24 protein-coding genes and 3 tRNA genes are annotated in these 22399 nt (G+C 35.2%); 9 read left to right on the forward strand and 18 right to left on the reverse strand.

Translation table 11 applies throughout. The features are described from left to right. Nucleotides 1-37: 37 nt before the first annotated feature. The gene (locus OZP12_RS06925; protein WP_281228327.1) at nucleotides 38-1681 is read right to left on the reverse strand and encodes an alpha-L-fucosidase; all 1644 of its coding nucleotides are present in this window, start codon (nucleotides 1679-1681) and stop codon (nucleotides 38-40) included. 257 nt (nucleotides 1682-1938) lie between these two features. On the opposite strand from OZP12_RS06925, the gene OZP12_RS06930 reads away from it, so the two are divergent. Beyond that, complete coding sequence (locus OZP12_RS06930; protein WP_281228328.1) at nucleotides 1939-2823, forward strand: helix-turn-helix domain-containing protein; 885 nt, start codon at nucleotides 1939-1941, stop codon at nucleotides 2821-2823. A gap of 85 nt (nucleotides 2824-2908) precedes the next feature. On the opposite strand, the gene OZP12_RS06935 is transcribed toward OZP12_RS06930, so the two are convergent. After that, a complete protein-coding gene (locus tag OZP12_RS06935) occupies nucleotides 2909-4351 on the reverse strand; it encodes a GFO_1087 family putative carboxy terminal peptidase (RefSeq protein WP_281228329.1) in 1443 nt (480 codons plus the stop codon). A 125-nt stretch (nucleotides 4352-4476) separates the two neighbouring features. Between OZP12_RS06935 and OZP12_RS06940 the strand changes: the two genes are divergently transcribed. The 4 genes from OZP12_RS06940 to OZP12_RS06955 all read left to right on the forward strand — a co-directional run bounded on the left by OZP12_RS06940 (nucleotide 4477) and on the right by OZP12_RS06955 (nucleotide 6707). Then, nucleotides 4477-4986: an RNA polymerase sigma factor gene (locus OZP12_RS06940; RefSeq protein ID WP_281228330.1), complete on the forward strand. Its 510-nt coding sequence runs from the start codon at nucleotides 4477-4479 to the stop codon at nucleotides 4984-4986. Further along, nucleotides 4973-5425, forward strand: a complete 453-nt coding sequence (locus tag OZP12_RS06945; RefSeq protein ID WP_281228331.1) for a PG0215 family putative anti-sigma factor — start codon at nucleotides 4973-4975, stop codon at nucleotides 5423-5425. The genes OZP12_RS06940 and OZP12_RS06945 overlap by 14 nt, the downstream gene beginning before the upstream one ends. Before the next feature lie 213 nt (nucleotides 5426-5638). Continuing rightward, on the forward strand, nucleotides 5639-6166 hold the full coding sequence (locus OZP12_RS06950; protein ID WP_281228332.1) for a DUF4252 domain-containing protein: 528 nt from the start codon (nucleotides 5639-5641) through the stop codon (nucleotides 6164-6166). Nucleotide 6167: 1 nt separating this feature from the next. Further along, nucleotides 6168-6707, forward strand: coding sequence for a GFO_1091 family lipoprotein (locus tag OZP12_RS06955; RefSeq protein WP_281228333.1), 540 nt, complete (start codon nucleotides 6168-6170; stop codon nucleotides 6705-6707). A 59-nt stretch (nucleotides 6708-6766) separates the two neighbouring features. Here OZP12_RS06955 and OZP12_RS06960 read toward each other — a convergent pair whose 3' ends face one another. The 10 genes from OZP12_RS06960 to OZP12_RS07005 form a co-directional block, all read right to left on the reverse strand. After that, nucleotides 6767-7402: a nucleotidyltransferase family protein gene (locus OZP12_RS06960; protein WP_281228334.1), complete on the reverse strand. Its 636-nt coding sequence runs from the start codon at nucleotides 7400-7402 to the stop codon at nucleotides 6767-6769. Continuing rightward, the gene (xdhC, locus tag OZP12_RS06965; protein WP_281228335.1) at nucleotides 7392-8153 is read right to left on the reverse strand and encodes a xanthine dehydrogenase accessory protein XdhC; all 762 of its coding nucleotides are present in this window, start codon (nucleotides 8151-8153) and stop codon (nucleotides 7392-7394) included. The genes OZP12_RS06960 and xdhC overlap by 11 nt, the downstream gene beginning before the upstream one ends. Nucleotides 8154-8184: 31 nt before the next feature. After that, nucleotides 8185-10368, reverse strand: a complete 2184-nt coding sequence (locus OZP12_RS06970) for a xanthine dehydrogenase family protein molybdopterin-binding subunit (RefSeq protein WP_281228336.1) — start codon at nucleotides 10366-10368, stop codon at nucleotides 8185-8187. Nucleotides 10369-10370: 2 nt separating this feature from the next. Then, a complete protein-coding gene (locus OZP12_RS06975; RefSeq protein WP_281228337.1) occupies nucleotides 10371-10829 on the reverse strand; it encodes a (2Fe-2S)-binding protein in 459 nt (152 codons plus the stop codon). Nucleotides 10830-10996: 167 nt separating this feature from the next. Further along, nucleotides 10997-11335, reverse strand: coding sequence for a hypothetical protein (locus OZP12_RS06980; RefSeq protein WP_281228338.1), 339 nt, complete (start codon nucleotides 11333-11335; stop codon nucleotides 10997-10999). A gap of 213 nt (nucleotides 11336-11548) precedes the next feature. Next, nucleotides 11549-12241: a DUF5020 family protein gene (locus tag OZP12_RS06985; RefSeq protein ID WP_281228339.1), complete on the reverse strand. Its 693-nt coding sequence runs from the start codon at nucleotides 12239-12241 to the stop codon at nucleotides 11549-11551. Between the two features lie 108 nt (nucleotides 12242-12349). Further along, nucleotides 12350-13651, reverse strand: coding sequence for an NCS2 family permease (locus OZP12_RS06990; RefSeq protein WP_281228340.1), 1302 nt, complete (start codon nucleotides 13649-13651; stop codon nucleotides 12350-12352). A gap of 625 nt (nucleotides 13652-14276) precedes the next feature. After that, nucleotides 14277-14359, reverse strand: a tRNA-Leu gene (locus OZP12_RS06995). A gap of 43 nt (nucleotides 14360-14402) precedes the next feature. Beyond that, nucleotides 14403-14475: transfer RNA gene (locus OZP12_RS07000), tRNA-Lys, on the reverse strand. Between the two features lie 38 nt (nucleotides 14476-14513). After that, nucleotides 14514-14586, reverse strand: a tRNA-Lys gene (locus OZP12_RS07005). Nucleotides 14587-14712: 126 nt separating this feature from the next. Between OZP12_RS07005 and OZP12_RS07010 the strand changes: the two genes are divergently transcribed. Further along, on the forward strand, nucleotides 14713-15231 hold the full coding sequence (locus OZP12_RS07010) for a shikimate kinase (protein WP_281228341.1): 519 nt from the start codon (nucleotides 14713-14715) through the stop codon (nucleotides 15229-15231). Here OZP12_RS07010 and OZP12_RS07015 read toward each other — a convergent pair. Continuing rightward, a complete protein-coding gene (locus OZP12_RS07015) occupies nucleotides 15223-15723 on the reverse strand; it encodes a phosphoribosyltransferase family protein (RefSeq protein ID WP_281228342.1) in 501 nt (166 codons plus the stop codon). The two genes, OZP12_RS07010 and OZP12_RS07015, sit on opposite strands and share 9 nt — an antisense overlap. A 58-nt stretch (nucleotides 15724-15781) precedes the next feature. Then, complete coding sequence (locus tag OZP12_RS07020; RefSeq protein ID WP_281228343.1) at nucleotides 15782-16174, reverse strand: RNA-binding S4 domain-containing protein; 393 nt, start codon at nucleotides 16172-16174, stop codon at nucleotides 15782-15784. A gap of 80 nt (nucleotides 16175-16254) precedes the next feature. Between OZP12_RS07020 and bamM the strand changes: the two genes are divergently transcribed. Beyond that, entirely contained in the window at nucleotides 16255-17283 is a 1029-nt protein-coding gene (gene bamM, locus OZP12_RS07025) for a BamM family beta-barrel-assembly machinery protein (protein WP_281228344.1), read from the forward strand. A 336-nt stretch (nucleotides 17284-17619) separates the two neighbouring features. On the opposite strand, the gene OZP12_RS07030 is transcribed toward bamM, so the two are convergent. The 4 genes from OZP12_RS07030 to OZP12_RS07045 form a co-directional block, all read right to left on the reverse strand. Further along, nucleotides 17620-18573, reverse strand: coding sequence for a transketolase family protein (locus tag OZP12_RS07030; RefSeq protein ID WP_281228345.1), 954 nt, complete (start codon nucleotides 18571-18573; stop codon nucleotides 17620-17622). A 113-nt stretch (nucleotides 18574-18686) separates the two neighbouring features. Next, nucleotides 18687-19541: a transketolase gene (locus OZP12_RS07035; RefSeq protein ID WP_281228346.1), complete on the reverse strand. Its 855-nt coding sequence runs from the start codon at nucleotides 19539-19541 to the stop codon at nucleotides 18687-18689. A 341-nt stretch (nucleotides 19542-19882) separates the two neighbouring features. Beyond that, nucleotides 19883-20197: a rhodanese-like domain-containing protein gene (locus tag OZP12_RS07040; protein WP_281228347.1), complete on the reverse strand. Its 315-nt coding sequence runs from the start codon at nucleotides 20195-20197 to the stop codon at nucleotides 19883-19885. A gap of 10 nt (nucleotides 20198-20207) precedes the next feature. Continuing rightward, nucleotides 20208-20486 carry a rhodanese-like domain-containing protein gene (locus tag OZP12_RS07045; protein ID WP_281228348.1) on the reverse strand — a complete coding sequence of 93 codons (279 nt, stop codon included), beginning with the start codon at nucleotides 20484-20486 and terminating at the stop codon, nucleotides 20208-20210. 311 nt (nucleotides 20487-20797) lie between these two features. Here OZP12_RS07045 and cas9 point away from each other — a divergent pair, with 311 nt between their 5' ends. Both cas9 and OZP12_RS07055 read left to right on the forward strand, forming a co-directional pair. Continuing rightward, nucleotides 20798-22063 (forward strand): type II CRISPR RNA-guided endonuclease Cas9, encoded by a 1266-nt coding sequence (cas9, locus tag OZP12_RS07050; RefSeq protein WP_281228349.1) that lies wholly within the window; start codon nucleotides 20798-20800, stop codon nucleotides 22061-22063. Nucleotides 22064-22065: 2 nt separating this feature from the next. Next, nucleotides 22066-22377: a transposase gene (locus tag OZP12_RS07055; protein WP_281228350.1), complete on the forward strand. Its 312-nt coding sequence runs from the start codon at nucleotides 22066-22068 to the stop codon at nucleotides 22375-22377. Nucleotides 22378-22399 lie beyond the last annotated feature (22 nt).

Raw genomic sequence — 22399 nt, forward strand, 5'->3', positions numbered from 1 at the left:
TTTATTATTAACTCGTTTTAACGAGACTATTCAAATTTTAAACAATCTCCAAAGCATTAGCATACGAAGCTTCCGGTTTTTGACTTGGGAAATACACTTCAAGAGCTTGTTCTGTTTGTTTAAACTTCAGTTTTTCTCCTGTGCTCACTAATTTTATCTGTCTAATTTTCTCTGTACGATACGGATTTGATTTTGCCAAACTTTTAATAACTGCAACTCCATTCTCCGGCCAAGCCATTATAGTAGCATACAGTGTTTTGTCTTTTTGTGCAAAACGAATATCTTCAGCTGTGTAAGGTTTCCCTTTTCCTTCGTTGAATCCCTGAGCAGTTAAAGCTCCGGCACTTGCTTGTTGCGGGCCTTCGCCAAATATTTTCCAGGGACGGGTTCCATAAATGCTTTTACTATTTAATTTCATCCAAACCCCAATTTCTTTTACGATTTCACGTTCTAATTCGTCGATACTTCCGTCTCCACGCACTGGAATATTCAACATCAGATTTCCGTTTTTACTCACGACATCTACCAGTGTATGAATAACCGTCTTAGCCGATTTGTATCGTTTGTTATTGTAAACGCCACGATCATAATGCCAGTTTCCAATGCAGGTATCGGTTTGCCAAGGCAAAGGTTCGATGTTGTTACTTTGTCCTTTTTCGATATCCCAAACCATGGTTTTACGTTGTTGTTCGGTTAGAATTTTACCTGTTATAACCGCCTGAACCGTTTTATTTTTTTGCAAACTTTTATTATACATATGAGCCGCAATACGCAAACCTGCATCACTCACAGGCCATAAAGGCAATGCCGTATCGTCAAAGTAAACCATGTCAGGATTGTATTTATCAATCAGATCAATGGTTCTGTCGTGGAATTTTTCACAATAAGCCGATGAAGGTACCGAAGCTCCGTCAGCCCAATCCCATTGGCTATGAACAGATGAATTTCCAGACGGTTTAGCACTTAATTCATGATTTTGCGCATACAAATCCTGAGGATCTAAACCTTCCCACCAGGTTCCTTTTCCATCCGCTTTAGTTAGTTTGCCATCATAAGGAACTCCTGCTAATGGTCCGTTTTTATCAGTTCCTTGAGAAGTATCAAACCAATTCCAGGCATGGGCAGCGTGAACACTCACCGCAAAAGGCAATCCGGCTTTACGGGCTGCTTTTTCCCAACCCGCAATGATATCTTTTTTAGGTCCAACTTTGGTCGAATTCCATTGTGGCTGAAACTTACTATCATACAAATCCAAATTATCGTGGTGATTGGCCATTGCCATAAAATATTTAGCTCCGGAATCTTTATATAAATTCACCAATTCTTCCGGATTCCATTTATCAGCTTTCCAAACATTGATGACATCTTTGAATCCAAATTTTGACGGATGTCCATATTTTTCCACATGGTATTTATACTGCCTTGAACCTTCTTCATACATTCCTCGACCGTACCAATCTCCCGCTTCGGGTTCACACTGAGGTCCCCAATGTGCCCACATTCCAAATTTGGCATCGCGAAACCAATCGGGTACGCGGTATTTTTCCAACGAATCCCAAGTAGGCTCAAAAGGGCCATTTAAAGCAGAGGAGTTAAGTATATAGGATTGTCCCAATAAAGGAGATAAATAAAGTCCGGCTAAAGCAGACACACCTAGTTTTAAAGCGTTTCTTCTGTTCATCTTTTTATGATTTGGATAGTATGATAATTATTTATTTCCGATTTTGTCGGTTTGTTTCTTTTTTAAATTCAGTACTAAAACAGGACTTATACTTTTTTAATGGCACCTATTTTAGATATAAATTTGATTATTAGTTTTTTTAATCGCTTATTTTTGTATTAATAAAAACAAATGTAGCTTAGCTATCGTATATCTTTATTATTCAAAAACGACTTTTTATTATTCAAAAACGATTTTTACATCTTTTTTCTATCATTATGTCCAAAAACGTTTTCAAATACTCATTCTCCCTATTACATATTGATTATGTGAAACTTAACCATAAATGGAATTTCAATAATGTAATTAGTCCCTATTATCGCCTGTATTATATTGATGAAGGAATGGGGTCGATTTCGAACAGTTCGGAAAAATTAATTTTGGAGCCCGGTTATTTATATCTTATTCCGAGTTTTACAATCTGCAATTTGAATTGTGAAGACTATTTAAGTCAATATTTCATTCAGTTTTTCGAAGAATCACCCGATGGAATTTCGTTATTTAATCAAAATAGAAATGTGATGAAATTACCCGCTACCGAAATTGATATTATTCTTATCAAACAAATGCTTCAAGGCAATCCCGGAAGAGGTATAAACAGATCAGACAACCCGAAAGAATATGAAAAAGAAGCTTTTTACAAAGAATATCGTTCGCTCAATGACACTATGAAAACGCCGTTGAAATTTGAAAACCAAGGAATCCTGTTATTGTTGATTTCTAGATTTTTGAATGATAAAAGTTTCAAACAAAATGCTCCGCAAAGCACACCTTCAAAAATTCTGGACAGCATGAGTTATATTCAGCTTCATTTAGACAAAAAACTGACTGTTGCCGAATTAGCCCAAAGAGTCAATCAAAATCAGGATTATTTTTCGAAACAATTCCTAATTCACACAGGGCAGCGTCCTTTAAATTATATTCATGAGAAAAAAATAGAACGGGCGCAATACCTTATCGCAACGACTGCCAAGAGTTTTTTGGAAATAGCTATGGATACGGGTTTTTTGAATTTACCGCATTTTTCAAAAATATTCAAACAAATAGTTAGCTTAACGCCAGGTGAATACCGCAATCAAAATGATTTTTACTTAAAAAATTAGTAATAGCAAACAGAGAAAAGAAGTATGGCTAAAGCAATTTGTTTAATTTGAAGCGATATATTCTTTTAAAGATATTTATCAGTAATTATAAAGATTTTAAAAGCCCAGCAGGTACTTTTTCAACATACATTTGATTTTGTCCGCTAATTGATTTTGCATCTTCAAAATAAGGGAATTGTTTTCCTTCAGTAATTTTAACCATTTTGGCAGTTCCCGTAATTTTTCCGATTGCAGTACTTAATAAAGGTTCAGCACTATCTCCTAATACACCCAAATTGTTTAGGTTTTCTTTTAAAGAATAGGTTGGTGTCAAGCCATTAAAGTAATCGCCAAAATCAGAAGCATTAACAATTTTCAAAACGATAGGCTGCATTGCATAACGGTGATTTGGGTTTCTGTTTTCTTTTCCAAAAGTAGGAGAATCATAAATGGTAATAGAACCTACATTTTTTCCGGTTGTTATATCCCCAATTTGAACCACGTCGATATAAGGTTTCAATCCATTGATAACCAGTTCACTTGCCGAAGCAGTACTTTTTGTGGTCAAAATATAAATCTTAGTAAGGTTTAAACTGTTTATTGGAGTACTGCCAATAGTGCTGGTAAATAAATTTTTCAGTGCATCTGGGTCTTCAGACTCGAAATAAGCATTGATTTTGTCATTCCATCTTTGTTTAGAAAACACTTTATCTGTAAACTGTCCGGTAATCATACTGGCCAATCTTGTTGCCGATTGTACGGAACCACCTGAATTGTAGCGTAAATCAAGAACTAAATCGGTAACACCTTGTGATTTTAATGAGGCGAAAGCATCATTTAATTGAGTGTCGTAATTGGAATAAAATCCATTGTACATTAAGTAACCTATTTTATGGGTTCCATTTACCATTACTTTATTTAGAAAAATTGGATTTTCGGAAAGTTCTGTTTTGGTCAAGGTTACTGATTTTCCATTTGGTGTAATTTGACCGTTGTTGTAATCGGCTAGATTTAACGTGTACGTTTCAGCATTCAATAATAAGGTTTGATAATTGCTCGCTGTAAGTTGTGTTCCGTTAACGGCATAAAAGATATCTCCACGTTTGATGTTTTTGGTCGAAGCATCAGAATTTGGGATAATATAGCGAACAAAACCAAAGATGTCGTTTGAACCAGAAGATTTATAGTAGAGTCCAAAATCCATTCCGTCATTTTTCGTCGTTCCTTGGAGCATTCCTTCCAATTCGTTATAATCACTGACAATCCAGCTGAATCGATCGATTGATTTATCAACTCGTAGTGCATCAAATAAATCTTCAGGTTTTGTATATTGAGCTAAAAAGTTATTCAGTTCAGACTGATTCGTAAATCTGTTATCGGCCAAATTAGGAACATCGGCTTGCCACAAATAATATAAATTAAGACCTTTCCAAATAAAGTCATTGATTTCCAGGTTTTGTGGAGCTGGAACATCATCCATGTCTTCACAACTCTGAAAAGTAAAAAAGGCTATGAATAATAGAAACGCAATTTTGAAAGATGTCTTCATATTATTAATTTATTTGTAGGTATAGAACGCAAAAATACTAACTTTAGTCTAAAGTATATTTTTTTTTGTTACAAATGTGATAGTGAGTCGTCTTGATTGTATAACCGAACTGATAAAATAGTTTTATGAACCAAAATGAATTCGTGCATTTAATCAATCCATTCAAGGATAAGCTCTTTCGGTTGGCCAAGCGATTGCTTGTGAGCACTGAGGAAGCTGAAGATGCGACGCAGGAAGTTTTGGTGAAATTATGGAGCAAGAATGAGAATTTAGATTCGTATAACAGTGTGGAGGCTATGGCAATGACAATGACCAAAAATTACTGTTTGGATCAGTTAAAATCGAAAAGAGCAGGCAATCTTAAAATTGTGCACAATAATTTTACAGATCGGGAACCAAGTTTGGATAGAAAAGTTGAAGATACCGATAGCTTAATTTGGGTAGAAAAAATTATTGATCAATTGCCGGAACAGCAGCGTTTGATTATTCAGCTGCGGGACATAGAGCAATGCGAATTTTCGGAAATCGCAAAAATAACAGAGATGAATGAAGCTGCCGTAAGAGTAGCACTTTCTAGAGCAAGAAAAACAATTAGAGAATACATGTTAAAAACACACAGTTATGGAGTTCGATAGAATGGAAGCACTTTTAGAAAAATACTTTGAAGGAGAAACAAGTATTGACGAAGAAAATGAGTTGAAGGAGTATTTTTCTTCTTCAAATGTTGCGCCAGATTTTGAACAATACCGACCATTATTTAGATATTTTACAGAAGCAAGAGAGCAGAAGTTTACCAATAATGTTTCATTGATTTCTAAAAAACCAAAAGCGTTATGGTTATCAATAGCGGCATCTGTTGTAGTTTTGATTGGAGTAGGAGCTTACACTTATTTCAATTCGATGGAGACAGAAAAAGAAAGTAAGGAATTAGGAACGTATGATGATCCGGAAGAAGCTTTTGAAGCAACCCAAAAAGCATTGGCAATGTTGTCAACTAATGTAAATGTTGGTGTTGGAGGAGTACAGTACCTACAGGTATATGAAGTAACCAAAGACAAGGTGTTTGTTGAATAGATAGGGAAAAGGCAAAAAGCAAAGAGCAAAAAGGCAAAAAGCAAAGAGGGAAATCAAAAAGCAAAGGACATAACATTTGTGCATTCGTGGCTTTTGAAGTAAAAGTTAAAGAGAGAAATTAGAATTAAAAATAAAGCGAGAGTGATTCTAGAGCATTCTGGCCCAATAGTTGAATTGAATTTAAAAAACAATCATTAAATCAAATAAATTAAAATGAAAAAGTTAATAATAACATTAGTATTAGTATTAGTATCAAGTCCGTTTTTTGCTCAGAATGCATTCGATAAATTTGACGGACAAGACGATGTAACCTCAATTGTTGTCAATAAGAAAATGTTCGAGTTGATGAGTAAAGTAAAAGTGGATACTTCAGATAAAGAGGCTCAGCAGTATATGAACCTGATCAAGAAATTGGATAATTTAAAAGTATTTACTACTCAGAGTACAAGAGTTGAAGGTGAAATGAAAGCCACAGCTGACAAATACATCAAAACCGCCGGTTTGGAAGAATTAATGCGTGTAAATGATAAGGGAAAAAACATAAAAATTATGGTGAAATCCGGTGCGAAAGACAGCCAAATTAAAGAGTTGTTGATGTTTATAGAAGGCGGAAAAGAGGAAGATACCGTTTTGATGTCTTTAACAGGAGATTTTGATTTGAGTGAAATTTCGGTGTTGACCGACAAAATGAAAATTCCTGGCGGAGATGATTTGAAAAAAGCAACTAAAGGCAAAAAGTAAAATGAAGCCAACTTTATTCATAATCGCTTTTTTGAGTAGTTTGCTTTTAGGGAGCTGTAATTCGGAACCTACTCTGCAAAAATATTTTGTTGAAAATAACGAAAAGAAAGATTTTATCGCTTTGGATATTTCATCAAATATTTTGAATGTTGATCAAACCAAATTGACAGCAGTTCAGAAAGAGGCTTTGCAATCTTTTGATAAAATAAATGTTTTGGCTTTTAAATTAGATGATAAAAACAAAGCCGAATTTGAGACAGAACGCACAAAAGTAAATTTGATTCTGAAAAATCCAACGTACCAACAATTGATAAAGTTTGGTTCGGGCAAAGAAGGAGCTTCTGTGAGTTATATTGAAAAGGATGGTAAGATCAATGAATTTGTAGTTTTTGCCAATAAAAATGATGCGGGTTTTGCTGTCGTAAGGGTTTTGGGAAAAGATATGAATCCGACGAATATTATGAATATGGTTTCGGTTTTGAAAGAATCAAAAATTGATTTGGAGCAGTTAAAGCCTTTGCAGGGATTAATAAAGAAATAGGGTTAGAATTTAATTTTAAAGAAGGCGTTTCGGTAGATATCGAGACGCTTTTTTTATGCTTATTTCAAGTTGGTTTTTGAATAGGCTTCCCAATCATCCGGTGCGTTTAAGTTTTTTAGAATAACGGAATCGGTTACGGTAAGTGTTGTTATTTTGGAAGGAATTGTTTTTTTGATTTCCAAATCCAATCGACTTTTTTCATCAGTCGGGTTAAGCGAGAGTAAAGTTTTCCAAAATTCAGAATGCAGTTTTATAGGATGCCCATTTTTGCCTTCAAAATTGGGAAGAACAATTTGATTATGTGCTTCTATAATCTTTTGTAATTCGGTTGTATTCAAAATCGGAATATCAATAGGGGTAATTAAAACCGATTTGTTTTTAGGGATTTGCCTCAAAACGGTTTGCAGCGTTGAAAAAGAACCCAGTTGCGGATCTTGGTTAACTACAATTTTTATTTTTAAATTATTATAAACTACAAAATCCAATTGTGCTTGGGAAAACCAAGGAATTTTATTTGAATATTCTTCTTGATGATACCCCAACCCGATATAGACTTTAGTTATGGTTGAAGTTGAAATACGGTTTATTTGTTCCAAAATCCAATAGGTGTTTTCGTATTCCAATAATCCTTTTGGAAATCCCATTCTTTCTGATTTTCCACCTGCTAATAAAACAAATACGGGATTATTTTCCATAATAAACTTTCAATAGCTCCGAGGCGATGCTGATAGCAATTTCTTTTGGAGAATTCCCTCCTAAATCCAATCCGATAGGACAATTAACCGGTGTGATTCCGGGTTTGAAATTCAGTTCGTTTATTAGCAAATTGTTGAATTTGTTTTTTTTGGTTTTACTTCCAATCAATCCGATGTATTTTGTTTGTTCGTGCAAAGCCAAAGCTGTTATCTCGAAATCCAGTTTGTGGTCGTGTGTCAAAATAACTACGTAACAGTTAGGACCCCAGTTTACTGTTTGTTTGTAAAGATCAAAAGGAACGTTGCTATAGGTAACGCTTGGGTCAATGCTGAAAGTTTCTTCCCAGTTTTTACGGGTGTCAAGGAGTGTAATTGAGAAGGGAGTGTCTTTCAAAACATCACAAATCGCAACTCCGATATGTCCGGCACCAAAAAGATATAATTCAGGGGATTGATTCATGGGTTCAATGATTAATTCGACTTTTCCTCCGCAGCATTGCTCAAACTCGGGACCTAAAGTGTAAGTCGATTCTAAAATTTTATTTTCTTTTATAGCTCGAACGGCCTCTTCGATTACCTGAAATTCTAATTTTCCTCCACCAATGGTTCCATAAATTTTTTTTTGAGCCGTAACAATCATTTTTGACCCGAGCCTACAGGGAGCCGAGCCAAGAATTTTGGTAATGGTAACGAGTGCAACAGCCTTTTTTTTGCTTTTGAATTCGAGTAATTGCTCAATCCAGTTGTTCATTAAAATAAATATTCGTTGGGGATTTTATTTGTTAGGCTAGATCGTAATCACTCAATGGCAAGTTGTAATATCTTTTACCTGTAAGTTTGTAAACAGCATTAATTATCGCTGGGGCAATTACCGGAACGCCCGGCTCACCAACGCCAGTTGGGATTTCAGTACTTTCCACAATTTCTACATGAACTTTTGGGATTTCGTTCATGCGGATCATACGGTAGTCACTATAACTGTTTTGTTCGATAGCTCCGTCTTTGGCTGTGATTTTTCCGTAATAGGCTATAGACATTCCAAAAATAGCCGCACCTTCCAGTTGAGATTTGATAGTATCCCTATTAACTGCCGTTCCGCAATCAATAACGGTGTGGACATTATGTGTTTTTATTTTATCATCGACCATTGAAACTTCCACTACCGAAGCTACATAAGAGTTAAAACTGTAATGAACCGCTAATCCATGAGCATGTCCTTTGGGTAATGGTTTTCCCCAATTGGCATTTTTTGCAGCCTTTTTTAAAACATTTTTAAGACGAGCTGTATCGTATTTTATGGGGTCTTTGGTGTCTTCTATACGGTCGCTTCCAATTAATTTCAATCGGAATTCTAATGGATCTTGTTTTGCAGCATATGCTAATTCATCGGTAAAAACATTGATGGAAAAACCGTGAAGGATGTTGATTACAGATCGCATCCAGCCAATTCTAACCATTGCAGGAGCCTGCCCCGATTCAATTTTAAGATTTTTTATTTCAAAAGGTATGTCGGCAGCACTTGATGCTTCCCATCCTGCGGGATATTCGGTGCCGGGTTTAAAGGTGGACATGATAGTAGGGAAAGCAGATCTATGCAACCAGCCTGTAACATTACCTTGTGTATCCAGTGAGGCTTTCATGTATTGCGAACTTACGGTATGGTAATAACCGTGTTTGATATCGTCTTCACGTGACCAAACTACTTGTACTGGAGCATTTATGGTTTTTGAAACCATAACAGCTTCCACGATATAGTCGGGTTTTGATTTTCGTCCAAAACCACCGCCTAGAAAAGTTACATTGATCGTAACTTTGTCTTTTGTTGTTCCCAAATAGGCTAAAACTTCTTCTCTTGCAGTTTGCGGAGATTGAGTAGGAGCCCAAACTTCGCAAGTGTCGCCTTGTACCCAGGCCACAGCATTAGGGACTTCCATAGGAGCATGAGCAAGATGAGGTAATTGAAAAGTGCTCTCGACAACTTTTGAAGCTTCTCCAAAAGCTTTGTTGATATCGCCAATTTCCTTTTCTATTTTACCATCTTTGTGGACTCTTTCAGTTAATTCGGCCATGTATTTCTCGGAGTCATAGCCTTCATTTTTGCCGTAATTCCATTTTATTTCAAGGGCTTCTCTACCTTTAAAAGCAGCCCAGGTATTCGAAGCGATAACAGCAACGCCGCCAAGAGGGCCAAAGGGTCTGTCGATTTTAGGAAGTTCAATTATATTTAAAACGCCTTTAATTTTTAAAGCTGCCGTTTTGTCGAAGGATTTGACAGTTCCAAAAGTTACCGGACATCTTGCAATCGCTACAAATTTCATATTGGGCAATCGTTTGTCAATTCCGTAAACGGCACTTCCATTTACAAAATTCTTTATGTCGATACTTTTTAAGTTTTTTCCAATGTACTTGAAATCTTTTGGGTTTTTATAGCTAATAGTCGTCGGAACCGGTAATGTTTGTACTGTGTCTACTAATTCGCCGAAACCTATTTTTTTTCCGCTGGAATGAAGAATAAAATGATTTTTGGCTGTACATTCATTTTCAGGAACCTGCCATTTTTTTGAAGCAGCGGTTATAAGCATCATTCGTGTCATCGCACCCATTTTTCGCATCGTTTCGTATAAATACGTTACGCTTCTGGATCCATCGGTGTTTTGGTCACCATATTTTTCATCGCCTACAGCTTGCTTAACAGTAACCCTGCTCCAATCGGCTTCCATTTCATCAGCAACAACAGAGGAGAGGGAAGTACGTACTCCATTACCCATTTCTGAACGAGATGCAACTATAATAAGGCTTCCGTCCGAATTTAATTGTACAAATAGGTTAGGATTGAATTCAGTTAGATTTCCTGATTCAATATCTTTGGAAAATAAAGTGTAATTGCATGCTAAAATTAATCCACCAGACGCTAATCCCACGTTTTTAATAAATAGCCTGCGGCTTATGTTTTGAATTTCACTCATGATTAGCGTTGTTTTTTAAGTTCTACAGTATGCTTAATGGCATTTTTAATACGTTGGTAAGTACCACAACGACATATATTGCCGCTCATCGCGTCATCGATATCTGTATCTGAGGGATTTTTATTAGAGTTGAGCAGGGAAGTGGCTGTTATTAATTGCCCGGACTGACAATAACCGCACTGGGGAACGTTGAATTTTTCCCAGGATTTTTGTAATAATTGCAAATTTTCGGAAGTTCCTTCAATCGTTGTTATGTTTTTACCGACAACAGTTGAAACGGGTGTCAAACATGAAAAAGTTGCTACATTATCAACCAATACTTTACAAGCTCCACAAGCACCAATACCACATCCAAATTTGGTTCCCGTAAGACCTATACTGTCCCTGATAGCCCAAAGTAAAGGCATTTCCGGATCAATATCGATAGTGTATTTCTTCTTGTTTATGAGTAGTGTTGTCATTTGAATTTCAATTTTGCAATTAAGAAGTTGAAAGTTATGACTTTTTTTTAAAGATTTATATTTAATTTTTTTTGAAGAAGATCGATGGTGAGAATTATAAATAAAAAAAAACAGCAGCTATAAATTGTGTATAGCTACTGTTTTGTGTGGTTGTATGGTTTTTGGTTTTATTTACTGATTAATGAATATCTCTCTTTACTTGTAGGGGAAATTAAAGATATGTTGTATTTGCCGAATAGTTTGTCGAAATATAATTTTGATTTTTTGGGATTATTGTTTTCATAGTAGAAATTACCCAAATATTCAAATAATTCCAAAGATTCATATCCTTTATCGGCAATTCGTTGATATGTTTTTTGGACATCAACGAGAATGAACTTCTGTTTTTTAACAGAATCATATTTTACTGCCTGTGAATACATATTTCCAGCAGTAAAAAACATAAACGCAAGGCTAAAACATAGCGATAAGTTTTTCTTCAATTGTTTAATAGTATTTTTTTCCATAGGCTTTATTATTTATAGTAGAAAAGGACGCCTAAAATCTTTAGGGATACCAAATTAATTCTTTTTTTTATATAAGCATTAAAAAAAGTTAAAAAAATGCATAATATCTAATTTTTTATTGTTTTTAAAATGAATTTGAAATAAAAAGAGTGTTAAAATTGTAATGTATTTGTTTTGTAGTGTCTTTTTGTTGTTTTTATTGAATTTTGATTTTTAAAATGCGTATCTGCCCATAATAGTTGGAAACACTTTAAATTCTTCTGATGGAACAAAGTTATTGCTGATTTCAATCTCGGAACCAAGCGAGAAGTTTTTATTGAAGTTGTACATCACTTGTGGTTCCGTCAATAATATTGCTTTTTTGCTTGAACCATCAGTCCGGTCTTGAGACCAGAAATCAAGAAATCCCCTTATAGTTACTTTGTTGTTGAATAGGTTTTGGAACCAAACGGCTGTAAATTGTCCATCAAGTCCCGAAGAACCATGTGTGTTTTTATACATATAGGTAGTATTCAGGGTAAAATTGCCAATCTTAATTGGAATGCCAAAACCAACCAAAAATGCCCGATTGATTGGGAATCCGAGCGGATTTTCAGGGCTACCTGCTTTGTCGTTGGTCATTAGAAGTCCATCGTTGTATTCAATATGAAAATTTAATCCCTCGATGAGGTCGTTTTTGATATTGAACTTTCTTGCAAGCTCAAAATAAGCAAGATTGGCTGCGTCTTTTCGGTCAAAGTTAAAATCGGTAAAGAAGAACGTGCTTCCTAATTTGTCTGGTTTAAAAAATTCGAATGTAAATGTAAGATAATCTCTTTCGGGTAAAAAGTCATAGTGTAATTGTAATTCTTGTGCTTTGGCGTAAGAAGAAAACAGAAGAATAAATAGTAAAATTTTTATTTTCATATATCTAAAGTTTATTTGTCGACGGTTATATATGGAATCGTTTTTGTTTGCTTACGCAAATGTTTGGATAAAGGCAATTTCATATTGCTTATGTTCTTTGTTTTGAGATTATCCCATTTGTGAAAGGATTATTTCTAGTATGGAGAATGCTCCAATTCCCCACATGATTGGGTGAACCTTATCAGTGTTTTTTGTTAAAAGACAAAGAATGATGAATGATGAAAAACCATATGCAATTCCTGAACTGATGCTATAAGTTAATGGCATTAGAATTAATGTCAGGAAAGTAGGGACAGCTATGTAAAGTTCTGAGAAATCAATTTTGATTAAATGTTTGGCCATGAAAATTCCTACCAAGATAAGCGCCGGCGCAGTAGCGTAAACAGGTACAATCCCGATGACAGGAGCAAAGAACATGGCTAGAAAGAATAATCCAGCTGTAAAAACAGAACTCAAACCAGTTCTGGCGCCATTCGCAATTCCTGCAGCCGACTCTATATAAGTCACCGTGCTGCTTGTTCCTAAAACCCCGCTGAAAGCAGTTGCTACGGCATCGGCTTCTAGAACTCTTTTGATGTGAGGCATTTTTCCGTCTTTGTCAATTAGTCCTGCTTCCATAGAGCACGCAATTGCTGTTCCAATGGAATCGAATAGGTTTACGAACAAAAATGAAAATATAGGAGCAATGAAAGTGATTTTTAAGACCGATATAATTTCCAGTTTTCCAAAAACAGGAGTGATTGATGGTGGAGTACTTATGAATTCGGTGGGTAATTTTATGCTGTCGTCAAAGATGAAACCAAGAATGGTGGCAAGTAAAATTCCTATTAGAATTGAGCCTTTTACTTTTTTGATTTCCAAAAATACTGTGACAATAAAAGCAATCAGTCCGATGACTACAGCCGGCGTGAATTTTCCTAGTCCAACTAAAGTCGCTGGATTCGCAACAATTAGTCCCATTTGTTTGAAACCGATGAAAGCAATAAATAATCCGATTCCTGCTCCAATGGCAACCCGGAGCGATTCGGGTATGGCATCGACTATTTTGTGGCGAATTCCGAGGATGGAAATAATGATAAATACAATCCCGGACAAGGTAACGACTCCTAGGGCTTGTTGCCATGAGGTTCCGTGGCTCATTACAAGTGTAAAAGCAAACATTGCGTTGAGTCCCATTCCTGGTGCCATTGCAAAAGGGACATTAGCCCAAAGTCCAACTAAAAGCGTTCCGATGATTGCGGCGATACAAGTTACACTGATAAGTGCAGCCTTGTCCATTCCTGCAGCTGAAAGAATATTAGGATTTACAAAAATGATGTAGGCCATCGTTAAAAAAGTAACTGTTCCACCAATGGCTTCTTGTTTGAAAGATGTGTTTCTTTCCTGAAGTTTGAAAATTTTCTCTAACATTATTGCGCTGTTTACAGGTTAATTTTATTTGGATTAAATCACGCACAAGTAATAGTTGTATTATTTATGCCAATTAGTATTCTATATTGTTGTAATATTAAAAAGTTCATTAAATGAATTAGAAATTCGAAATAAGTAAACTTTAAAAAAGAAAAATAGGGTTGCAGTTAAAATTTTTTCTTTTGAAAATAAGCCTTTAAGGTAAAATTACATTATTTAATTCAAAATCCGTATTTGGATTTTTATCGTTTTTTCAAGCAGATTTATTTAGTTTATTCGCTTTCGATAGAGAATAGTTGTAAAATCTAAATAAAAAAAACACTTGAATTTTATGCTAATGCTTAATTTAATTACGTAGAAGAACTATTGATTTTAAATGCGGGACAAATTTATTTGGTTTTGACGCAAATAGGGATGATAAAAATCATGAGATTAAAAAAATCTACCTCGTAAAATACTAATTAGTTGTAAATTGAAAGAATTTGATTTGAGTAATTTAAGATGAGGGGGTGTTGTAGTTGGTGACATTGCATAAAAAAACGCTTCGTTATGAAAGCGTTTTTAAAAATGTGTAGCAAATGTGTAGCAAAAATTGATATTAAGTCAATGAGTACAGTGCTATATGTGACCATGGAGGGATTTGAACCCTCACGCCCTTGCGAGCACCACCCCCTCAAGATGGCGAGTCTACCGTTTCTCCACATGGCCTTAAAAAAGAAAAGGTCATTCGCTTAGGCGAACAACCTTTTAGTGACCCGACTGGGGCTCGAACCCAGGACCCCATCATTAAAAGTGATGTGCTCTACCGACTGAGCTATCGAGTCATTGCTTCAAGAAACTAATTTGTTAATCACAAAATTTGTGACCCGACTGGGGCTCGAACCCAGGACCCCATCATTAAAAGTGATGTGCTCTACCGACTGAGCTATCGAGTCATTTCGTTTCTTGAATGCGGGTGCAAATATAAGGACTTATTTTCGAAGTTTCCAAGCAATTTTATTATAAATTTGTCTTTTTTAAATAAAAACTCTTAACCCCTTAATACGTAAGCTTTTATTAAAATGAAAAAAATTATCTTGTTAGGCTATATGGGATGCGGTAAGTCTACAATTGCCCAAAAACTTTCCGGAATCGTCTCAATTCCCTATGTTGATCTCGATGAATTTATCGAAAAAAACGAAAAAATGTCCATAAAACAGATTTTTGAAAATTTTGGAGAGATCCATTTTCGAAAATTAGAGCACAAATATTTTCTGGAATTATTAAATACTCCTGAGCAAAATATCATCGGTTTGGGAGGAGGAACACCTTGTTATGCCAATAATCATGAATTGTTGATAGGGGATAATGTGGTTTCTATCTATTTAAAAGCATCTGTAGAGACTTTATTTGAAAGATTGGTGTCTAATAAAAGCAAAAGACCTCTTATTGCAGATAAAAGCGAAGAGGAAATGAAAGAGTTCATCGCCAAGCATCTTTTTGACAGAAGTTTTTATTACAATCATGCACAGCATAAAGTAACCGTCGATGATAAAACCATCGAGGAAACTGTAAACGATATTTTAAATTTGTTAGCTTAAGCTGGCATAGCTGTGTCCATTGTTATCAAAAACAACGTTCACATGCTCTAATAGTGATGTAGAAAGTGATATTCCTTTGAAATCGGCTTTAATCGGGAATTTTTTGTGGTTTCTATCTACAAGAACAACGGTTTTGAACTTTTTCAAAGGAACATCCAAAAAATGTTTTACTGCATATATTAATGTGGTTCCTGAACTCAATACATCGTCAACAAGTACTAGTCCTTTATTGCTATATTGTTCTTTTGTCAACGAAGTTGTTACGGGAAGTTCTGGGTTTTCTTTATTGATGTTCACCTCGCAAATCGAAATTTTTATCGGAGAAATAGTTGCTAATACTTTGGCAATGTTTTGGGCAAAAATAAAACCATTTGCTGTAATCCCTGCAATCACAATTTCTTCTTCATCGACAAAAGTCTCGTAGATTTGGTATGCTATCCTTTTTGTAGTATGTTCTATTTGTTGATTGGTAAGGATTATATTGTTGCTCATGGCGTATTGTTGTTTGTTTTTTCAAAGATAAAAAAGTTGGATGAATTGTGTTTACTATTTATTCTAATTCATCATCGCCTTCCTCAATTTCGTTTCCATAATCATCGATATCTCTTCGATCTTTTTTGGTAGGTCTTCCGGTGCCGGTTTTTCTGTAATGCTGTTTGGATAGTTTTAATAATTCCAAATGTTCGTAAGCTTCGGCCGGGGTTTCATTTTTTCGATAGATATCAACGAGTTTTGCACCCACACGATTTTCAGGAATGTCTAATACCGTAATAATATGTGTGATTTGGTCTTTTCTGAATGTAATTTTATCAGTAGGGAAAACCTCTTTTGAAGGCTTTGCAATGATTCCATTTACGGTTACGTGATTTTTTTTGCAAGCCTCTGTAACCATGTTTCTGGTTTTGTAATACCTTACGCACCATAAATATTTATCTATTCTCATTGAAAATTCTAAAATCGGAGTTAAATACTTTACAAAAGTAAATCATTAATGTATATTTGCGACCTAAACTATACCCAATAATGAGCAAAATTAAGTTTTATTTTATTTTATTGATTGCGGCTGTTGCAATAAGTTCATGTCATAAAGATGATAGTCCGGATGTAACGCCACCAAGACCTTTTGACGAACAATACAAAACAGATATTGCGGCGATAGAAGATTATTTAAATACACATTATATAAAGGAAGTAGTAAATCATCCAGGATTCCCAGATGATCAGGATGTAATAATTGATAAAATTACCGATCCTGCCACGCAGAAGTCGTTGATGTCTTATTCTGCAAATACGTATCCTGCTGTTCCAAGATTAACTTCCAGAGATGTGTATGTAGCTACTCACGGTGTAACATATAAGTTTTATACTTTAGTGATTAGAGAAGGGATTAGGAATGATGCTGCAAATGGAGGAGGAGAATACCCTTGTAATGTTGATGGAGTATACGCAGGTTATAAAGGAACTTTGTTAGATGAAGCAGGAACTGTATTTGATTCTTCAAATAATGGGCAAACTTTGTTTAATCTTGATGGAAGTACTCATGATGGTGGGTCAGGTGTAATTCGTGGTTGGTCAGAAGGGTTTCCACAATTCAAAACGGGATGGGTTTCTTCTAATACGGATGGTACAATTAAATATAATGATTTTGGGGTCGGTGTTATGTTTATTCCCTCAGGCTTGGGGTATTATAATAGTGCTCAAGGAACTATTCCTGCTTATTCACCTTTGATGTTCAGTGTGAAATTGTACAGCGTAAAAAGATATGATCATGATTTGGATGGTATTCCTTCTTATCAGGAAGATTTGGGTGGAGACAGGTATGTGAATACTTTTGTAAATGGAGTTTTAGCTGATGATACTGATGGTGATGGAATTCCAAACTTTAATGATTTTGATGATGATGGTGATAATTATGCCACAAGAGGTGAAATCAAAGATGCAAATGGAAATTACTACGCATTTGATAAAATCCCGGATTGTTCAGGTAATCAGACTGATCCAAACAGAATTAAAAGACATTTAGATAAAAATTGTATCAAAATGAATCAATAGTTTGTTTTTGTAATTAAATAGAAAAAGGGATTTTCATGTTGAGTGAAAGTTCCTTTTTTTATGGTTTGAAATTATGGTTTGAATTTTTTGACCGACAGGTTTTTAAAACCTGTCTCGGGTTTAAATTTGGATTTAAGGAAGCTAATTGTTTCCAGTGAGCCCCGATTGAAATGGAAATCCTTTTTATCTCGTCTTTTGCGACGAGGTAAAAAGATTGTAAAGGAAAGCGGGAACCATGTTTCCTGATAAACCTATTGTTTCTGCTCCTAAAAAAGAATTTAGGCAAAAAAAATCCCATTCGTTTAGTGAATGGGATTTTGTATTTATAGGGAAAGATTACTTTCTTTTGATAACTCTTTCTACAGCTTCAACAATCGCTTGATTGTTCAATTTGTATTTCTCCATCAATTGCTCAGGAGTTCCAGATTCACCAAAACTATCTTTAACTGCTACAAACTCTTGTGGAGTAGGATTGTTTAAAGCTAATACACCTGCAATGCTTTCTCCAAGACCTCCAAGGTAGTTATGCTCTTCGGCAGTTACAATACATTTAGTTTTAGCTACTGATTTTAAAATAGCTTCTTCGTCCAAAGGTTTGATGGTGTGGATGTTGATTACTTCGGCAGAAATTCCTTTTTCTTCCAATTTCTCTGCAGCAACCAAAGCTTCCCAAACTAAGTGACCTGTAGCAACAATTGTTACATCAGTACCTTCGTTTAACATAATCGCTTTTCCAATGATGAATGGTTCGTCAGCCAGAGTAAAGTTAGGTACTACAGGGCGTCCAAAACGCAAGTAAGCTGGACCGTGGTGATCAGCTAATGCAATTGTAGCCGCTTTGGTTTGATTGTGATCACAAGTGTTGATTACAGTCATTCCCGGTAACATTTTCATCAATCCGATGTCTTCCAGGATTTGGTGAGTTGCACCATCTTCTCCAAGAGTTAACCCTGCGTGAGACGCACAGATTTTTACATTTTTATCAGAATAAGCAACCGATTGACGAATTTGGTCATAAACTCTTCCTGTAGAAAAGTTAGCAAAAGTTCCTGTGAAAGGAATTTTTCCTCCGATTGTTAAACCAGCAGCAATTCCAATCATGTTTGCCTCAGCAATACCAATTTGGAAAAAACGCTCTGGGTGATTTTTTTTGAAATCATCGAATTTTAACGATCCAATCAAATCAGCACAAAGTGCTACTACATTTTCATTTTTCTGACCTAATTCAGTCATTCCCACTCCAAAACCTGAACGGGTATCTTTACTTCCTGTGTTTATATATTTTTTCATTTTCCTCCCCCAACCCCTCCGAAGGAGGGGAGTTCCTATTGGGGTAATAGGGTTTATGTTATTTATCGATTTTTAATTATTCCTCATCGCGGTGGCGGTAGGTTGGGAGGGGATTAATAATCTGAATTGCCTCCAGTGTTGTAATTTTGTTCCAAAGCATTTGCAAGTTGTGCGTCATTTGGTGCTTTACCGTGCCAAGCGTGGCTGTACATCATGTAATCAACACCATTACCCATTTCAGTATGTAGCAATACACAAACTGGTTTTCCTTTTCCGGTTCTTGCTTTTGCTTCATTCATTCCGCCAATGATAGCTTCGATGTCATTTCCTTTTGTGATTTCAACAACTTCCCAGTCAAAAGCTTCAAATTTGGCTTTTAGGCTTCCCATTGCTAAAACTTCGTCGGTGGTACCGTCAATTTGTTTTCCGTTAAGGTCAACAGTTGCAATAAGGTTGTCTACATTTTTTGCGGAAGCATACATAATAGCTTCCCAGTTTTGACCTTCCTGTAATTCACCGTCACCGTGAAGTGTGTAAACTAGGTGGTTGTCTTTGTTTAGTTTTTTAGCCTGAGCCGCACCAATTGCAACAGATAATCCTTGTCCCAATGAACCTGAAGCAATACGTACTCCCGGTAAATTGTCATGTGTTGTTGGGTGTCCTTGTAATCTTGAATTGATCAAACGGAAAGTTCCCAATTCTTTTACCGGAAAATAACCGCTTCTTGCCAAAACGCTATAGAATACAGGTGAAATATGACCGTTTGAAAGGAAGAATAAATCTTCTCCAATTCCGTCCATTGTAAAGGTTTCATTGCGATCCATTATGTTTTGGTATAAGGCCACTAAAAATTCGGTACATCCAAGAGACCCTCCCGGGTGACCTGAATTAACAGCATGAACCATACGAAGAATATCTCTTCTTACTTGGATAGTTAAATCGTTTAATTGTTGTGTGTTAGGCTTCATTTTTTATGTAAAAGTTAAACTGGTGCAAAAGTAATTTTTTTTTGCAGTACGGCAAATGATTTCAAGAGCAATTTCAATGCTAAAGACAATTTCGATGAAATTAAAACATCTAATGGACTCTTGATTTCCGAATAGTTTTGGGGTGTTTACATGGGGTACAGGGACTTACTTACGTCAATGTTTATAAAGCTGCTTTCTCAACGTGGCAGGGCTTTATATAAGCAACCGGTTGCGTAAATTAATGGTTTGGTGCTATCCGTTATCTGATTGTTTTAATACAAATTTCTTCTGGTCAATTAGGAAGAGTAAATGAAAAATATTCACAAAATTCTGTAAAAAATTTATATTTTATTTTTCAGGCTACTCCATCCACCGCCATTGTGAACATCGGTATAGCCGTGAGCTTTCAGGATGTTTTTAGCCGAAGCGCTTCTCATTCCCGAAGCACAACAGGTAATGATGATTTTGTTTTTGTCTTTTAATTGATTCAGGTTGTTTTTTAAAACATCTACGGGAATATTGATAGCTCCTTTGATATGTCCGCCGGAAAATTCACCTTTGCTTCTCACGTCTAGGATAATGGCACCTTTTTTTATAAGTTCGGTATAATTTACAGTTGTCCCGAAACCGAATAACTTTTGAAGTATTTTTATCATTTTTATTTTTTTACTTGGATTGATAATAATTGACGTCTAACCACGAACCACCATTGTAGCAGTCGATTCCTTTTTGCGAAAGATAGTGTTGCGCTTGTCCGCTTCGATTCCCGGAAGCACAGCAAAGGATTAATGGCATTTTTAGGTTTTCAATTTCTTCAATGCGGGTTTGAATTTCGCCCAAAGGAATGTTGATGGAACCGGCAACATGTCCGCCCATAAATTCTTCGCGGGTTCGCACATCTACAATGGTGCCTTGATTTTCTTTAATTATATTTTCTAATGTCATAAAAGTGTTTGTTTTTGGATTTGATGACAAAAGTAAAGGAGAGAATTTTGTTTTTTGGTAACAAAAGTTACATAAGGGAAAACGCAGGAAAAATTGAGAAATAAAATTGCTAAAAGAAAACAAAAAAGTCCCACCGAAGCAGGACTAAAGATTTTCATCTACGGCATATAGCCTTATTGTGATAAGATTAAAGATTAGAATTGTTTTAATCTGATGCAAACTTAAATAAAAAAGTTGTAATTACATAAGAAAAATAGTAAATAATAAGATTTTTTATTTGTAGTTTTAGAAAGTTAAAAAACCAGAAGATTATGGCGAAAATTTTAGGATTGGATTTAGGGACAAACTCGATTGGGTGGGCGATTGTTGATGATGTTGATAATAAAATTATCGACTCAGGTGTTAGAATATTTCCAGAAGGAGTTATTGCAAAGACTATTGGTTCAGGAGATAAAGAAGAAAGCAAGAATGCTAAAAGACGAAATGGCAGACAACTTAGAAAGCAATTTTACCGAAAGAGATTAAGAAAAATAAAATTATTAAGAACTCTTATTAATTTTAACATGTGTCCTTTGAGGCATGATGAACTTGATGTTTGGAGCAAATGGGATAAGCAAAAAAAGAAAGAAGGAAGAATGGCTCCAGAATTATCTCTTCCTAGTAATCATATTTATAATTTATGGCTAAAACAAAATCCATATCAATTAAGAGATAAAGCTTTAAATGAGGATTTAACGTTAGAAGAGTTTGGAAGAGTTTTATATCACTTAATTCAAAGAAGAGGGTTTTTAAGTAATAGAAAAGGTAAAGATGATGGAGCAATTTACAAAGGAAAAGAAAATGTAAAAGGAATTGATGCTACTCAGAAAGAATTAGAAAACTCTACTTTAGGGAAATATCTGTTTAATATTTTACCAAAAGAAGGAGAGCCTTATAAAATCATTCAAGATGAAGCCGGAAATGAGTTAAGAGTTAGATCCAGATACACATTGAGAGATATGTATGTTACGGAATTTGAAGCAATTTGGAATAGACAATCACATCAACTTGGTTTAGATGTTATTGATTATTTAAATGTGAAAACAAGGCTTTTGAATGGTAGTATAAGAAACAAAAGGAATAATAAAAAAATTGAACATCTTAAATTAACAAAAGGGTCTGAAAATGTAGAGATTATTACTCTAAATGAAGGTAAGGAGAAATTGTTTTTAAAAGTGACCACTAAATTACCATTGAAAGAATTTTTGGCTGGTAAAATTGAAAATGATGACGAAGGAAATCTAAAGTTTAAAAGTAGTGAAAGTGTTTTGTTTTGGCAGAGACCATTACAATCTCAAAAGAAATTATTAGCGAAATGTAGATTTGAGACTGACTTGAAAGATGAAATAGGGAAATATATTCAAAAAGGAAAAACACCTTGCCATTTATCTCATCCTTTGTTTGAAGAATTTAGAGCCTATAAGTTTATAAATAATATTGAATATGGAAAAAAACAACGTCTTGAAGAATCTCAAAGATTAGAAGTTTTAGAGTTAATCTCGAGCAATATAAATATGTTGATGTCCATAATTTTGTGATAATGCCCAATCATGTTCATATGATTATTGAAATTGATAAGAAGAAATTAACGGTAGGGACAGGTCGCGACCTGTCCGTACATTTGTTGGAAGGCGACCTGTCCGTACATTTGTTGGAAGGCGATCAGTCCGTGCACCTGTTGGAAGGTAATCTGTCCGTACAGGATAAAAAAATAAAAATAAAATCATTGTCAAGTTTGATGGGAGCCTTTAAAACAACATCGTCAAAAATGATTCATCAGGTTGGTTTTGCAGATTTTGCCTGGCAACGATCTTTTCATGATCATATTATTCGAAATGAGCGATCTTATTAAAATATAAGTAATTACATTGACT

It is taken from the genome of Flavobacterium aquiphilum, from assembly GCF_027111335.1.
GTDB lineage: Bacteria > Bacteroidota > Bacteroidia > Flavobacteriales > Flavobacteriaceae > Flavobacterium > Flavobacterium aquiphilum.